Source organism: Pseudomonas putida (assembly GCF_025905425.1).
In the GTDB taxonomy this organism is placed as follows: domain Bacteria; phylum Pseudomonadota; class Gammaproteobacteria; order Pseudomonadales; family Pseudomonadaceae; genus Aquipseudomonas; species Aquipseudomonas putida_AF.
Genome location: NZ_CP109603.1, coordinates 2,484,684 through 2,499,275, shown reverse-complemented (window position 1 = coordinate 2,499,275; position 14,592 = coordinate 2,484,684). Strand labels below are relative to the sequence as shown.

Genomic DNA, 14,592 nt, shown 5'->3' with positions numbered 1-14,592 from the left:
GCCCCGCGAACACGGGCGAAGCCCGTGCCATCCCACAAAGCCCGCGGTGAGTCAGAACGTGTACGAAACCCCGGCCTGCACCGTGCGCGGTGCCCCCGGGTAGACATAGCTATTGAACGCCCCTTCGTCATACCCCTTGTTGAAGACGTTCTTCACATCCAGGTTCAGCCGCACGTGTTCATTGACCTTGTAGAAGCTGAGCAGGTCGACCACGCTGTAGCGTTCCATCGTATAGGTCGTCGCGGCTGTCTGGCCGGCGCGATCATCCACGTACTTCAGGCCAACCCCCAGCCCCAGGCCTTTGGCCAGGCCATCCTGGAATTCGTAGGTATTCAGCAGGCTGAAAGTGTTGCGCGGGATGTTGGCCAGGCGGGTACCGGTCGGCAAGGTGGTGTCCTTGGTCACTTCGGCATCGACATAGGCGTAGCCGCCGATCACGCGCCACTCGGGGGTGAGGTTGCCGGCAATGTTGATGTCCAGGCCGCGGCTGCGCACCTCGCCTGCGGCGATGTTGAGGATGCCAAAGGGGTCGTTGGGATCGCGTGCCAGCACGTTTTCCTTGACGATGTGGTACACCGCCGCATCCACGCTCAGCTGGCGATCGAGCGCTTCCCACTTCACGCCCAGTTCGTAGGATTTACCCTTCTCGGGGTCGAAGCCGCCGCTGCCGGCAGGGGTGCCGCTGTTGGGCTTGAATGACCGCGCCGTGTTGGCATAAACCGCCACCGTGTCGGTCAGGTCGTAGATCAGGCCAAAGCGCGGGGTAACGCCGTTCTCGCCTTTGCTGAAATCGCGGGTATCGACCAACTTGTCGTCATACGCGTGCTCGAAGCGTTCGAAGCGTATGCCGGCCAAGGCCTTGAGACGCTCGGTCAACGCTACTTGGTCCTGGATGAAGAAGGCCCAGGTCTGCAGGTTCTCTTTGTCCCACGTGGTGGTGCGCGCCAGCGCGGGCCTTGGCTGGCCGAGCACCGGTTCGTAGATATCGATTGGGTAGGCCGCCGAGGAGCGCTGGATGATCGAGTTGTAATCGTAGTTTTCGTACTCGATGCCGGTCAGCAGCGTGTGGCTGAAACCACCGGTGTCGAAATGCCCGGTAAGGTTCAGTTGCCAGTCACGGTCGGTCCATTCCAGCTTGCGGTAGTTGAAGTTGCGCTGCAGGGTACGGCCATCGACGGGCGCGCCGTTGCCTTCCACCGCGTTGCCCTTGAGCGAGCCATCGAGAAACTGGAACCCGCCAGCCAACGTCCAGTTGTCATTGAGCAGGTGCTCGAAGCGCACCTGGGCCATGTTGTTGTCGTTGTGCAGCAAATTGTCGCTGCCTTTCTCCCAGATGTAGGTGTCGCGTGATGCGCTGCCGGCCTGGGTGGCATAGCGGGTCAGGCCACGGTCCAGCGGGTGGTTGTTGCGCATGAAGTCGCCTTCGAAGACGATTTTGGTGCTGTCGTTGACCTGCCAACTGACCACGGGCGCGACGTCGTAGCGCTCGCTCTCGACATCATCGCGAAAGCTCTCGCCGCCTTCACCGAGTACGTTCAGCCGGTAGGCGAGCGTGCCATCTTCGTTCAGCGGGCCAGTGGCATCGAGGGTGGCGCGGTGCATGCCCTGATCGTCGATCTGGCTGCCAAGGGTAACGTTGCGTTCAGCCAGCGGTTGCTTGCTGACCACGTTGAAGGTGCCGCCGGGGTCGCCCCGGCCATACAAGCTGGTGGCCGGGCCGCGGATCACTTCCAGGCGCTCGACGGTGTTGGCGTCGGGGGCATTGGGGTAGCCACGGTTGATCGGGAAGCCATTGCGGTAGAACTCGCCCGTGGTGAAGCCACGCACCGTGAAGGTGGTCAGGCCCTGGCCACCGAAGTTGTTGGCGCGGCCTACACCGCCGGCGTAGTCCAGGCCATCCTGCAGCCGCGTGGCGCCGGTGTCTTCAAGCACGTCCTTGGGGACCACGCTGACTGATTGCGGGGTTTCGTGCAGGGCGGTGTCGGTGCGCGTGGCACTGGCTGAACGGGTAGCCTTGTAGCCGACCACCGGGCCATCGGCACGTTCGCTGACGGCGTTACCGGTAATGTTCAAGGCCTGGAGTTCGATCCGGGCGGGGTCGCTGATCGGGTCGGGCTCAGCCCAGGCCAGCGGGGAGACAGCATGAAGCACACAAAGCGAAACGAACGTGCGACGCATCGACGGTACGATCCTGGAGTAGGGCGCTAGGAGAAGGGGTGGAAAACGCCGAAAAACTACTACGAATCATTATCAAATGCATTATTTTTAAATGGAGCGCCCGTGCCAGTTATCACCCTTGCAGGCCAACCGTTGGGAGCGGGCTAACCCGCTCCCAACGGCCTCACTGCCTCGCCTTGATCGCCAACACATTGCACAGCGGATGCTCCAGCACATGCGCCGTGGTACCGCCCAGGAAGGTCTGCATGGCGTCGTGGCGGTGGCTGCCCATGACGATCACATCGACCCGTGTATGGCTGACGAACTGGGCAATCGCACGAATCGCCGGCCCTTCCACGAAATGCCTGCGCTCCAACGGCACCTGGTGATGGTCGCCAAGGCGGTTGAACGACGCACGTTGCGCGGTCCGCACACTGCCATCGAAACCGGGCATGGTGACGGTGCCGGCGCCAAAGTCGGCGATGTGCGTCTTGGCCGCATCACACACATGCAGTAGGTGCAGCTCGGCGTTGCACTGCAGGGCCAGGGCATGGGCGCTGTGGATCACCTGTTCGTCAAGGTGCTCGCCCGCGCCATGGAAGTTAAGGTCTACCGCCGCGGCGACTTGCCGGGGCAGGGGCAGGCGGATGTCGCTGACCAGGTGCACGGCGACCGGGCTGTCCTTGAGCAACTGCCAGTCCAGGGGGGTTACCAGCAAGCGTTTGAGCACCGGTTCGTGCTGCACGTCCTTGACCAGCAGGTCGCAGCCCAGCCGTTCGATGCGCTCGATCACGCTGGCCAACGGGTCGCGAGTCAGCAGCAGTTCGGTGGACACATCCAGACCGGCGTCGGCCATTTGCTCGGCTTCATCGGCCAGCCATTGGCGATTGTCGCTGAGCAGCCGTTCACGCTCACGGCCATCGCTCATCAAGCCGAAAGTGTCGACATCGTCGACGAACACATTGATATCGAGTAGTGCACCGCTGGATTCTGCCAATGCCGCCGCGCGTTGCAACGCGGGCGTGTGGCGCATCTGCGGGCCGAGCATGACGAACAATCGCTTGAACTGGCTCATCTCACACCTCCGCGTGTGGAAGCCCCCCGGTGCATGCCTGGTGATCTGGCCCTGTTCAGTTTAGACCCACGTACGCCCCCTTGGGCGCGGCTTCGGGTTGTCGGGTATGATGCTGGCCCGACCATTTTCAAGAGGCCTGCTCCATGTCCCTGAGTGCTGAACAGATCGGCGAATTTCGCGCCTTTGCCGAGCGGCTGGCCGATGCCGCTGCGGTGGCGATCAAGCCGTATTTTCGCGCCAGCCTGGATGTCGAGGACAAGGGCGGGCGCTTGTACGACCCGGTGACGGTGGCCGACAAAGCGGCCGAAGATGCCATGCGCGAGCTGATCCAGGCGCGCTATCCCGAGCACGGTATTCTCGGTGAAGAGCAGGGCGTGGCGGTGGGCACCAGCCCGCTGACGTGGGTGCTGGACCCGATCGACGGCACCCGCGCCTTCATCACCGGCCTGCCGCTGTGGGGCACGCTGATTGCCCTGAACGATGGCGCACGTCCGGTTGTGGGGGTGATGAACCAGCCCTTTACCGGCGAACGCTTTGTCGGCACCCCAGAAGGCGCATGGCGCAGTGGCACGCCACTGAAGACCCGCGCCTGCGCCGACCTGGCCTCGGCCACGCTGATGTGCACCACGCCGGACATGTTCGACACCGCTGAGCGCAAGGCAGCATTCGAGGCGGTTGCCGGCCAGGCGCGGCTGATGCGGTATGGCGGTGACTGTTATGCGTACTGCATGTTGGCCTCGGGCTTTGTCGATGTGATCGTGGAGGCGAGCCTGCAGCCTTATGACGTGCAGGCATTGATGCCGATCATCGAAGGCGCGGGTGGTGTGATCACGGCCTGGGATGGCAGCTCGGCGCAACATGGCGGGTGTGTGGTGGCCTGTGGTGACCCGGTGTTGCATGCGCAGGTGGTGGAGATGTTGCGCCACGCCATGTGACCATCGCACTTTTTCGGTTTTCCGGGCTCTATGCTTGGCCAGGTCGCACTGATCCCCGGTGCGGCCGCCGAATATCGACCCGGTGCCGATGGTTGCAAGTTCTTCCAGAATCCTCCCCGGCCTGCTGCTGGCAGGCGCTTTGACGTGCCTGTGCGCCTGCACCCAGGAGCAGGGCCGTGACATTGTCAGCCAGTTCGGCAACGGCAAGCCCAGCGAGCTGTTCCAGACCAGTGTCGACCGCCTGGCGACGCTGTCGATGCGCGACAACCTGCAAAGCCTGTACCTGCTGATGAACAAGCTGTACCTGCGCAACCCGAACCAGTGGAAGGCTTCGGGCTACGTCGATGCCGCCACGGCCGAGCGGCAGATCCGGATTGCCATCGAACAGCGTCAACCCTTGGCGCAGTTGGGCAATCGGCGCGACCTTGCTGCCTTGAGTTATGCCCTGAGCCCCGAGTTTCGCGGGGACCGGGTCGGCGCGTTCATCTACGCCATCGGCAGCATGCTGATCACTGCCCATGGCGGGCGCACTGACTTCTACATGACGGACACCATCGACCCGCTGTTCGTCAACAACGCCGCGCGCAATATCGAAAAGGCCACCTGGATGCTCAGCCAGCGGCAGGACGCCAACGGCGTGTTGTTGCTGTTCTCCAACGAGATTTCCGAGGAGGGCAGCAACCTGAGCTTCGCGGTGGAGTTCGGCAAGATCGTGGCGCGGCTGGATTTGTTGGCAGAGTTGCTGGATGAGCGCTATCGGCGGATCGGGCTCAACTATGCGCAGAGCCTGTTGCTGATGAATTTCTTGCCGGTGCAGTGACCCGGCGTTAGGTGGCAGCCTCCAGCAACGGTTGAAATTCCGCCAGTAGCCAGTCACGCAAGCGCCGGCAGCTGGCGTCATGTTCCTTGTCTTCGTTGAACGCCAGGAAGTGGAAGGTGTCCTTGAGCACCAATTGCGCCTCGACTGGCCGCACCAGCAACCCTTGGGCAACGAGCGGGCCCACCAGGTGGTGCCAGCCCAACGCCACGCCCTGGCTGCTCAGGGCCAGCTGCACCAGCAGGTTGTAGTCATTGGCATTGAAGAAATGCGGTGCGGTGCTGGAGCGGCTCTTGAGGTCGATATCATGGAACGCCAGCCAGACGTTCCAGTCCACGTGCTCGGCCACCTGAGAGCGGCCATACGGGCTGAGGTTGAGCAACGAGCCATCGCGAATCCCTGCCAGGGTGGCCAGCTCTGGGTGCTGCGCCAGGTAGTGCGGGCTGCATACCGGGTAGACCACATCATGGTTGAGCGGGTGGCAGCTGTAGCCGGCCTGGATCTTGCCCAGCTTGGTGATGTAGATGTCCGGCCGTACCCCAGGCTCCATCGACAAAAAGTTCTGGGTGGTGACCAGGTTGATGTCGATGTCCGGGTTTTCGTCGAAGAACTTCGGCATCCGTGGCCCCAACCACAACGCGGCAAACGCCGGTGAGCAGCACAGGGTAACCACGTGTTTGGGGTTGATGTTGCTGCGGATTCGCTCGGCCGCCTGGGAGATGTTGACGAATGATAACTGCACCGCATCGAAGAAGATCGAACCGGCCACGGTCAGCTCTACCGCACGGCCCACCCGGGTAAACAGTTCGGCACCCAGGTAGGTTTCCAGCTCACGGATCTGGCGGCTTACCGCTGCCTGGGTCACGCACAGCGCTTCGGCTGCCCGGGTGAAATTCTGGTATTTGGCGGCCGCGACGAAGACCTTGACCGCGCGCAGCGAGGGCATCTTGATCAGGGTCTGATCGGGTTCGGAGTGTCTGACCATGTCGGTAGGGTTCAGATCCTTTGTAGAAGCAGCCTTGTGCTGCGAAAGGGCCCGTACAGGTACCCCATCGCTAGTGTATGAGTCGCTCTCTTCGCAGCACAAGGCTACGCCTGCGCGGGCATGCGGTATTGGCAGGCTCTGCGGCAGGCCTCAGACCGTGATTGATAACTTCAGGTAATGATTAGCGCTCTGCAAATGTCGTTGGACCCACCTAGGGCCAAGGCCTAACGTAAACCCACGGCGCGACATTGAGACATCGATGTCGAATAATTTTTTGAAGCAGGACTTTCTGCGTGCCGGTGTTGACTCACGTTCGATTTTGAACGGACTGCCAAGCGTACTCGCACTGATCTACCCGCCTTACTCAAAGTGCGAAGTTGATAGGTTGGTTAATAAGCATAATAAAGAGGTCGTATGAGCCAGGCCGATGAGATTCTTTCGGTAAACAACATCTTCAAAGTGTTCGGCCCCAACCCGAACATGGCCATGGAGATGCTCCGCAAGGGCGCCGACAAGAACGAAATCTTCAGCAAGACCGGCCACGTCGTCGGCGTGTTCGATGCAAGCTTTTCCGTCAAACGTGGCGAGATTTTCGTCATCATGGGCCTGTCGGGCTCGGGCAAATCGACCATGGTGCGGCTGTTCAACCGCCTGATCGAGCCCACCTCCGGCAGCATCCACCTCAACGGCCGCGAAATCACCGGCCTGTCCGATAAAGCCCTGCTCGATGTGCGCCGCAAGGAAATGGGCATGGTATTCCAGTCCTTTGCCCTGATGCCGCACATGAGCGTGCTGCAGAACACCGCCTTCGGCCTGGAAATCGCCGGCGTCGCCGAAGCCGAGCGCCATAGCCGTGCCCGCGAGGCGTTGAGCCAGGTTGGCCTGGCCGGCCACGAGCACAGCTACCCGCACCAGCTGTCCGGTGGCATGCAGCAGCGCGTGGGCCTGGCCCGGGCGCTGGCCAACGACCCAACCATCCTCTTGATGGACGAAGCCTTCTCGGCCCTCGACCCGCTGATCCGCAACGAAATGCAGGGCGAACTGATGCGCCTGCAGGCCGAACAGCAGCGCACCATCATTTTCATTTCCCACGACATCGAGGAAGCCATCCGCATCGGCCATCGCATTGCGATCATGGAGGGCGGCCGGGTGGTGCAGATCGGCACCCCGCAAGAGCTGATCAACCAGCCGGCCAACGACTACGTGCGCGCGTTCTTCAAGACCTTCAACAGCCGCTGCCAGTGTTCCAGCCTGGCCACCAGCGCGCCCTTGCAGTCCCTGAGCCGCCACTGAACCCACGCGAGGTTTGCCCCATGTCCGAATTCAGTCTGCTTGACCCGTTCCAGGCGGCCACCATCCCCCTGGGCGACTGGGTCACCGCGACGCTCAACTTCCTCGTGCATAACTTCCGCGAGGTGTTCCGCGCCATCCGCTGGCCGATCGACCAGGTGCTCAACGGCATCGAGTTCACCCTGCAGAGCATTCCACCGACCATCGGCATCCTGCTGTCTTCGTTGCTTGGCTGGCAGCTGGCGGGCAAGCGCATGGCGCTGCTGTGCTTCGTCACCCTGACCCTGCTGGGCTTGATCGGCGTGTGGTCGGAGTCGATGACCACCCTGGCGCTGGTGCTCACCTCAGTGTTCTTCTGCGCGGTGATCGGCATCCCGCTGGGCATCGTCTGCGCCCGCAGCAACCGCCTGGAAAGCATCATCCGCCCGGTGCTCGACGCGATGCAGACGCTGCCGGCGTTTGTCTACCTGGTGCCGGTGGTGATGCTGTTCGGCATCGGCAACGTGCCGGGCGTGCTGGTGACCATCGTGTTTGCCCTGCCGCCGCTGGTGCGCCTGACCAACCTGGGGATCCGCCAGGTGCCGGAAGACAAGATCGAAGCGGCGCGCGCCTTTGGCTGCACGCCGCGGCAGATGCTGACCCGTGTGCAACTGCCGCTGGCCACCTCGACCATCATGGCCGGGCTCAACCAGACGCTGATGCTGTCGCTGTCGATGGTGGTGATCGCCTCGATGATCTCGGTGGGTGGCCTGGGCCAGATGGTGCTGCGCGGCATCGGCCGGCTGGACATGGGCCTGGCCACGGTCGGCGGGGTGGGGCTGGTGCTGCTGGCGATCTTCCTCGACCGCCTGACCCAGGCCATGGGCGCGCGCACCAGCGCCGACCCGAGCCTGCGCTGGTACCACACCGGGCCCGTGGGCGTTGTACTGCGCCTGTTTGGCGCGGCGCAGCCACAAGGGCGGCGCAAGACCGCCTGACACAAACACATTCGTACTGCCGCACATGACATAAAAACCAGAAAAAGGTACGCGACGATGTTGGAATCCAAGTTCTCCCGCAGCATCCTGCAAGGCGCCAGCGCCCTGGCCCTGGTGATCGCCTCGCTGTGCGCCAACGCCTCGGCCGACAAGCCGGGCGAGGGCGTGAAGGTGACGCCGATCTTCCCCTCCATCGCCGAAGAGCGTTTCCGTGGCGAAGTCGCCATGGAAGGCCTGCGCGAGCTGGGCTACAAGGTCCAGGAGCCAAAGGAAACCGAGTACGGCGTGATGATGGTGGCCCTGGCCAACGGTGATGCCGACTTCACCGTGCACCTGTGGGACAAGCTGCATGACAAGTTCTACCAGCAGGCCGGTGGCAATGACGTGATGGTCAAGGCCGGCGACATCATGCCCGGTGTGTTGCAGGGCTACCTGATCGACAAGAAGACCGCCGAGCAGTACCACATCAAGTACATCACCGACCTGAAAAAACCCGAGATCGCCAAGCTGTTCGACACCGACGGCGACGGCAAGGCCAACCTCACCGGCTGCAACCCCGGCTGGGGCTGCGAGCTGATCATCTCGCACCACATTAAAGCCTATGACCTGGACGACAGCGTGCACGTCGACCAGGGCTCGTACTTCGCGCTGATGGCCGACACCATCACCCGCTACAAGGAAGGCAAGCCGATCCTGTACTTCACCTGGGTGCCACAGTGGATCGCCACTGTGCTGGTCGAGGACAAGGACGTGGTCTGGCTGGAAGTGCCGAAGACCGACTTGCCGGATGGCAACAACAACGTCGACACGATGTACAAGGGCAAGAACCTGGGCTTTGCAGTCGACAAGGTCGAGGCGGTGCTGAACAAGGAGTTTGCCCAGGAAAACCCGGCGGCCACCAAGTTCTTGTCGCTGATGCAGATCACCACGGCGGACGAGAGCGCGCAGAACCTCAAGATGCAGCAGGGTGAGAAAAAGCCTGCCGACATCACCCGCCACGCCAAGGAGTGGGTCGCGGCGCACCGCCAGCAGTTCGATGAGTGGCTGCAGGCGTCCCGCGCCGCGGCGACCCAGGCCAGCAAGTAACTTGGTCTATCGATGGGGGCTTCTTCGCGGGCAAGCCCACTCACACAGGGATCGTGCAGCTCTGGCTTACGCGCTTCCCCCTGTAGGAGCGAGCTTGCTCGCGAAGAAGCCAACGCGATTCCCGCAGTGAGTTAAAGCCATGAGCCACTTCGAAAGCACTCTCAAGAACGCCAACCTAGCCCACTTGGAACCCGCAGGCCGTACCGCGCCGTCGATCCCGTGCCAACGCGTTGCCTTCGTGCTGCGCGAGCACTTCTCCATGATGGCCTTCACTGCTGCCATGGACACCCTGGTCACCGCCAACCTGATGAGCGCCACGCCGCTGTTCCATATACAGGTGGTGGGTGATGGAACACAGGTCATGAGTGACTTGGGCATCGCCTTGCCGGTCAACACGCCACTGGCCGAGCTCGATGTGCAGGTGCTGGACACCCTGTTGGTATGCGGTGGGTTCAGGGTGCGCCTGGAAAACGCACCGCTGCTGCGCGCCAAGCTGCGTCAGGCTGACCAGCATGGCTGCCAACTCGGTGGTTTATGGAACGGCGCCTATTTCCTGGCCGAGGCGGGCCTGCTCAATGATCACGACTGCGCCTTCCACCCCGATGGCCGCGCGATGATGAGCGAGCTGTTCCCCAAGGTACGTGTCAGCCGCCAAGCCCATGTGCTGGATGGTCGACGCCTGAGTTGCGCAGGGGCCAGTAGTGCCTTGGACATGATGCTGGCGTTGCTCGAACACAGCGGCGGCCCAGCGTTACGCCGGGCGGTGGAGCAGATGCTGGCGTGCGACCGCGCGCGGCTGATGAGTGATGCCCCGGCCAGTGCCACGCAAATCGACCCAAGCCTGCCCAAGGGGGTGCTTTTGGCCCTTGAGCTGATGCATGCGAACATCGAAGACCCGATTGGCATCGACGAAATCGCTGATCATGCGGGGTTGTCGCGTCGACACCTGGAGCGGTTGTTCCGCCGCCATGTGCAGGCGACACCGCCGCGCTACTACCTGGAATTGCGCTTGACCCATGCCCGTCAGCTACTGCAACACACCAGCAAGTCGCTGACCGAAGTGGCGGTGGCCAGTGGGTTCGTGAGTTTTCCGCATTTCTACCGGCGTTTTCGTGAGCTGTTCGCCATTGCGCCGCGCCAGTTTCGTGCGAGGAGCCAGGGGTGGGCAGGGTGGCAGGAGGTGGCGGTGCATTGAAATTGACTGTAGCTGGGCCGGCCTCTTCGCGGGCAAGCCCGCTCCCACAGGTACGGCACAGCGCTCAAGGCCTGCGTTTTACCTGGGGCGGGCTTGCCCGCGAAGAGGCCAATACCGCGAAACAGATAATTATGTTCGATAAACGAACGGTCAGTATCCAAGACTTGTCCGCTGTCCGCCCAGCCATTCCAATCGTCGCATTGCCCAACCCCCGCCTTTTTGCTTAGTGTGTGCCTCTGCACCGGCTGTCGCCTGCCCCAAGTTCCCAGTGTTCAGCCCGATAGAATGACCGTGATCGACCGCAACCACAGGCCATATGGCCCGTAGGAAGCGGCGCCCAGAACAATAACGAAACCGAGTGCCTTGCCTATGGAAAGCCGCCTGCTGAGCGAGCGCAGTAGCGTGTTTCATCATGCCGACCCTTATGCTGTGTCCGACTATGTGAACCAGCACGTGGGCCAGCATTGCATCGGTTTGTCGCGCACCACACACCCCCAGGCCAGCCTCAGCCACCGCAAGTTCGCCGAACTTGACCTATGCCGCATCAGCTACGGCGGCAGCGTGCGCGTCACCTCGCCAGCGCTGGAAACCATCTATCACCTGCAAGTGTTGCTTAATGGCAATTGCCTGTGGCGCGGGCCCCAGCGCGAGCATCACCTGGTGCCGGGCGAGCTGCTGTTGATCAACCCGGACGACCCGGTTGACCTGACCTACTCGGAAGACTGCGAGAAATTCATTCTCAAGGTGCCGACGCGGCTGCTCGATTCGATCTGTGACGAGCAACGCTGGCATCGGCCCGACGGCGGCGTGCGGTTCTTGCGTAACCACTACCGATTAGAGGAGCTGGACGGGTTCGTGAACCTGTTGGCCATGGTGTGCCATGAGGCCGAGGTGAATGAGTCGTTGCCACGGGTGCAGGGGCATTACAGCCAGATTGTCGCGAGCAAGCTGCTGACGTTGATGAGCACCAACATTCGGCGCGAAAATTTGAGTGCACCGGCGGCGAGCCTGGAGCGGATTCTGGATTACATCGAGCGCAACTTGAAACTTGAGCTTTCAGCCGAGGTGCTGGCGGAGCAGGCCTGCATGAGCTTGCGGTCGCTGTACGCGTTGTTTGATCGGCACCTGGGGACAACGCCTAAGCATTATGTACGGCAACGCAAGCTGGAGCGGGTGCAGGCGTGTTTGAGTGATCCTACATGTGGCGTGCGTAGCGTGACGGAGCTGGCCCTGGATTATGGCTTTCTGCATCTGGGGCGCTTTTCCGAGGTATACCGGCAGCAGTTTGGCGAGCTGCCTTCGCAGACGTTCAAACGTCGGGGATGAGGCGCGCTCGCATGGCCACCTGATAATTTTGCCAGTTGTTTGCATTTCATGCACCGCCCACCATTTGCTCTATATTCGGGTAAGAGGCGGGAACCATGTCGACGTCGCAAATTTCCTGTTGTTCACTGCAGTACACCGTTTATGGGCATGATGGATGCGAGCAAAGCTCATCAGTGCTGCGCTTCAGCGGGCAGAGAAAAGAGCCTGCCACAGGGCATTACTTGCTGGGGAATGGATACCGTGCGTTCAATCCCGTGCTGATGAGGTTCCTCAGCCCTGACAGCTTGAGCCCGATGGGTGCAGGAGGATTAAATTGTTACGCCTACTGTGCTGGGGATCCCGTTAACAACGTAGACCCCAGTGGGCACATGCTTAAATCAATATTTAATCGGCCAGCACAACGCAGACAGGCACCAAAACCTTTCAATGTCCCTGCATCTACTGCTCAACGTCATTTCAATGAACTCATGAATTCCAGGCTGCAAGAACACGGAAAGCTCGTTCAGCAACGTCGCGTGAACGACTTTGAGCACTCAGGTCGCTTTACGGCGAACGGTATGGGGGACGAAATGGAGCGGTTATCCCAGGCTGACAACTGGTCTCAGCAGGAACACAACCTGGTGGAAGTGTTCAATTTGAACCTGCATAGAAACTTCCAAGCTTTAGATTCAACTGATAGGGCAGTTCTGAAAAATACCACTGCACTCATGAATAAAATTTCCGCCAACTTGCCCGCAGAGGCAGAAAAAGCGACAAAAGTGCACTGGAAGCTTGCCGAGGACGGAAAGCACGTCCGCATAAAAACTGGATAGCACTCTGCACAATCCGGATAGTCCCCCACCCGTCGAATCCCTAACCTGACATGGTCTGAACAATAACAATGGAGACCCTGGCCATGTCCCTGGGATTCGACTACCTCAATGCCATGCTCGAGGACGACCGTGAACAAGGCATCTACCGCTGCAAGCGCGAGATGTTCACCGACCCACGGCTGTTCGACCTGGAGATGAAACACATCTTCGAGGGCAACTGGATCTACCTGGCCCACGAAAGCCAGATCCCCGAGAAAAACGACTTCCTCTCCCTGACCATGGGGCGCCAGCCGATCTTCATCGCGCGCAACAAGGACGGGGTGCTCAATGCCTTCCTCAACGCCTGCAGCCACCGCGGCGCCATGCTGTGCCGGCACAAGCGCGGTAACCGTGCCAGCTACACCTGCCCGTTCCATGGCTGGACCTTCAACAACAGCGGCAAACTGCTCAAGGTCAAAGACCCGAGCAACGCCGGCTACCCCGACAGCTTCAACTGCGACGGCTCCCACGACCTGACCAAGGTCGCACGCTTCGAGTCGTACCGGGGCTTTCTGTTTGGCAGCCTGAATGCCGATGTCAAACCGCTGGTGGAACACCTGGGCGAATCGGCCAAGATCATCGACATGATCGTCGATCAGTCGCCTGAAGGCCTGGAAGTGCTGCGCGGCGCCAGTTCGTACATCTACGAAGGCAACTGGAAGCTCACCGCCGAGAACGGCGCCGACGGCTATCACGTAAGCTCGGTGCACTGGAACTACGCCGCTACCCAGAACCAGCGCAAACAGCGCGACTCAGGTGACGAGATCAAGACCATGAGCGCAGGCGCCTGGGCCAAGCAGGGCGGGGGCTTCTATTCCTTCGACCATGGCCACCTGCTGCTCTGGACGCGCTGGGCCAACCCCGAAGACCGTCCGGCATTCGAGCGACGTGACCAACTGGCCGCCGACTTTGGCCAGGCACGCGCCGACTGGATGATCGAGAACTCGCGCAACCTGTGCCTGTACCCGAACGTGTACCTGATGGACCAGTTCAGTTCGCAAATCCGCATTGCCCGGCCGATTTCGGTGAACAAGACCGAAATCACCATCTACTGCATCGCCCCAAAAGGTGAGAGCGCCGACGCCCGCGCCAAGCGCATTCGCCAGTACGAGGACTTCTTCAACGTCAGCGGCATGGCTACCCCGGACGACCTGGAAGAGTTCCGCTCGTGCCAGACGGGCTACGGCGGCGGCACCGGCTGGAACGACATGTCCCGAGGCGCTGCCCACTGGGTCGAAGGCGCCGACGAGGCAGCCCAGGAAATCGAGCTCAAGCCACTGCTGTCAGGCGTGCGCACCGAGGACGAAGGCCTGTTCGTGCTGCAACACAAGTACTGGCAGGACACCATGATCCAGGCGCTCAAGGATGAACAGCAGCTGATCCCCGTGGAGGCCGTGCAATGAGCCTTTACCAAACCGTGCGCGACTTCCTCTGCCGCGAAGCGCGTTATTTGGACGACGCCCAATGGGACCAGTGGCTGGAGCTGTACGCGGCCGACGCGAGCTTCTGGATGCCGTCCTGGGACGATGACGACCGCCTCACCGAAGACCCACAAAGCGAAATCTCGCTGATCTGGTACGGCAACCGTGGCGGCCTTGAGGACCGAGTGTTCCGCATCAAGACCGAGCGCTCCAGTGCGACCGTGCCGGATACCCGCACCTCGCACAACATCAGCAACATCGAGATCGTCGAGCAGGGCGAAGGCTACTGCCAGGTGCGCTTCAACTGGCACACCTTGAGCTTTCGCTACAAGACCACCGACAGCTACTTCGGCAGCAGCTTCTACACCCTTGACCTACGCGGCGAGCAGCCGTTGATCAAGGCCAAGAAGGTGGTGCTGAAGAATGACTACGTGCGTCAGGTCATCGACATCTACCACATCTGATCCGAGTTAACGC

At 61.3% G+C, this 14,592-nt stretch carries 12 protein-coding genes and 1 pseudogene; 10 read left to right on the top strand and 3 right to left on the bottom strand.

Going from position 1 to position 14,592, the window contains the following annotated elements:
• Positions 1-51 precede the first annotated feature (51 nt).
• Together OGV19_RS11200 and OGV19_RS11195 are read right to left on the bottom strand one after the other, a co-directional pair.
• Positions 52-2,178 carry a TonB-dependent siderophore receptor gene (locus tag OGV19_RS11200; protein WP_264313416.1) on the bottom strand — a complete coding sequence of 709 codons (2,127 nt, stop codon included), beginning with the start codon at positions 2,176-2,178 and terminating at the stop codon, positions 52-54.
• Positions 2,179-2,341: 163 nt separating this feature from the next.
• A complete protein-coding gene (locus OGV19_RS11195) occupies positions 2,342-3,232 on the bottom strand; it encodes a universal stress protein (RefSeq protein ID WP_264313415.1) in 891 nt (296 codons plus the stop codon).
• Between the two features lie 143 nt (positions 3,233-3,375).
• Between OGV19_RS11195 and hisN the strand changes: the two genes are divergently transcribed.
• Both hisN and OGV19_RS11185 read left to right on the top strand, forming a co-directional pair.
• Positions 3,376-4,167, top strand: a complete 792-nt coding sequence (hisN, locus tag OGV19_RS11190; protein WP_264313414.1) for a histidinol-phosphatase — start codon at positions 3,376-3,378, stop codon at positions 4,165-4,167.
• An 88-nt stretch (positions 4,168-4,255) separates the two neighbouring features.
• On the top strand, positions 4,256-4,987 hold the full coding sequence (locus OGV19_RS11185; RefSeq protein ID WP_264313413.1) for a hypothetical protein: 732 nt from the start codon (positions 4,256-4,258) through the stop codon (positions 4,985-4,987).
• A gap of 7 nt (positions 4,988-4,994) precedes the next feature.
• Here OGV19_RS11185 and OGV19_RS11180 read toward each other — a convergent pair whose 3' ends face one another.
• A complete protein-coding gene (locus OGV19_RS11180; protein WP_264313412.1) occupies positions 4,995-5,969 on the bottom strand; it encodes a LysR family transcriptional regulator in 975 nt (324 codons plus the stop codon).
• A 414-nt stretch (positions 5,970-6,383) separates the two neighbouring features.
• On the opposite strand from OGV19_RS11180, the gene OGV19_RS11175 reads away from it, so the two are divergent.
• The 8 genes and pseudogenes from OGV19_RS11175 to benB all read left to right on the top strand — a co-directional run bounded on the left by OGV19_RS11175 (position 6,384) and on the right by benB (position 14,579).
• Positions 6,384-7,262, top strand: a complete 879-nt coding sequence (locus OGV19_RS11175) for a quaternary amine ABC transporter ATP-binding protein (protein WP_319026060.1) — start codon at positions 6,384-6,386, stop codon at positions 7,260-7,262.
• 20 nt (positions 7,263-7,282) lie between these two features.
• On the top strand, positions 7,283-8,236 hold the full coding sequence (gene proW / locus OGV19_RS11170) for a glycine betaine/L-proline ABC transporter permease ProW (protein WP_264313411.1): 954 nt from the start codon (positions 7,283-7,285) through the stop codon (positions 8,234-8,236).
• Positions 8,237-8,293: 57 nt separating this feature from the next.
• Positions 8,294-9,322, top strand: a complete 1,029-nt coding sequence (gene proX, locus OGV19_RS11165) for a glycine betaine/L-proline ABC transporter substrate-binding protein ProX (RefSeq protein WP_264313410.1) — start codon at positions 8,294-8,296, stop codon at positions 9,320-9,322.
• A gap of 139 nt (positions 9,323-9,461) precedes the next feature.
• Positions 9,462-10,517, top strand: coding sequence for a GlxA family transcriptional regulator (locus OGV19_RS11160; protein ID WP_264313409.1), 1,056 nt, complete (start codon positions 9,462-9,464; stop codon positions 10,515-10,517).
• A gap of 369 nt (positions 10,518-10,886) precedes the next feature.
• Positions 10,887-11,843 (top strand): benABC operon transcriptional activator BenR, encoded by a 957-nt coding sequence (gene benR, locus OGV19_RS11155; RefSeq protein WP_264313408.1) that lies wholly within the window; start codon positions 10,887-10,889, stop codon positions 11,841-11,843.
• Positions 11,844-11,974: 131 nt separating this feature from the next.
• Positions 11,975-12,235, top strand: a pseudogene (locus OGV19_RS11150) (RHS repeat-associated core domain-containing protein); the annotation flags it as partial.
• Positions 12,236-12,738: 503 nt separating this feature from the next.
• Positions 12,739-14,097, top strand: coding sequence for a benzoate 1,2-dioxygenase large subunit (gene benA / locus OGV19_RS11145; RefSeq protein WP_264313407.1), 1,359 nt, complete (start codon positions 12,739-12,741; stop codon positions 14,095-14,097).
• Positions 14,094-14,579 carry a benzoate 1,2-dioxygenase small subunit gene (gene benB, locus OGV19_RS11140; protein WP_264313406.1) on the top strand — a complete coding sequence of 162 codons (486 nt, stop codon included), beginning with the start codon at positions 14,094-14,096 and terminating at the stop codon, positions 14,577-14,579. The genes benA and benB overlap by 4 nt, the downstream gene beginning before the upstream one ends.
• Positions 14,580-14,592: the final 13 nt, after the last annotated feature.

Bases quoted from the DNA above. Each gene is read 5' to 3' on its own strand.
- hisN (WP_264313414.1), top strand. From the start codon at position 3,376: ATGTCCCTGAGTGCTGAACAGATCGGCGAATTTCGCGCCTTTGCCGAG.
- OGV19_RS11200 (WP_264313416.1), bottom strand. From the start codon at position 2,178: ATGCGTCGCACGTTCGTTTCGCTTTGTGTGCTTCATGCTGTCTCCCCG.
- proX (WP_264313410.1), top strand. From the start codon at position 8,294: ATGTTGGAATCCAAGTTCTCCCGCAGCATCCTGCAAGGCGCCAGCGCC.
- OGV19_RS11175 (WP_319026060.1), top strand. From the start codon at position 6,384: ATGAGCCAGGCCGATGAGATTCTTTCGGTAAACAACATCTTCAAAGTG.
- benB (WP_264313406.1), top strand. From the start codon at position 14,094: ATGAGCCTTTACCAAACCGTGCGCGACTTCCTCTGCCGCGAAGCGCGT.
- OGV19_RS11180 (WP_264313412.1), bottom strand. From the start codon at position 5,969: ATGGTCAGACACTCCGAACCCGATCAGACCCTGATCAAGATGCCCTCG.
- benA (WP_264313407.1), top strand. From the start codon at position 12,739: ATGTCCCTGGGATTCGACTACCTCAATGCCATGCTCGAGGACGACCGT.
- OGV19_RS11185 (WP_264313413.1), top strand. From the start codon at position 4,256: ATGGTTGCAAGTTCTTCCAGAATCCTCCCCGGCCTGCTGCTGGCAGGC.
- OGV19_RS11195 (WP_264313415.1), bottom strand. From the start codon at position 3,232: ATGAGCCAGTTCAAGCGATTGTTCGTCATGCTCGGCCCGCAGATGCGC.
- benR (WP_264313408.1), top strand. From the start codon at position 10,887: ATGGAAAGCCGCCTGCTGAGCGAGCGCAGTAGCGTGTTTCATCATGCC.
- proW (WP_264313411.1), top strand. From the start codon at position 7,283: ATGTCCGAATTCAGTCTGCTTGACCCGTTCCAGGCGGCCACCATCCCC.
- OGV19_RS11160 (WP_264313409.1), top strand. From the start codon at position 9,462: ATGAGCCACTTCGAAAGCACTCTCAAGAACGCCAACCTAGCCCACTTG.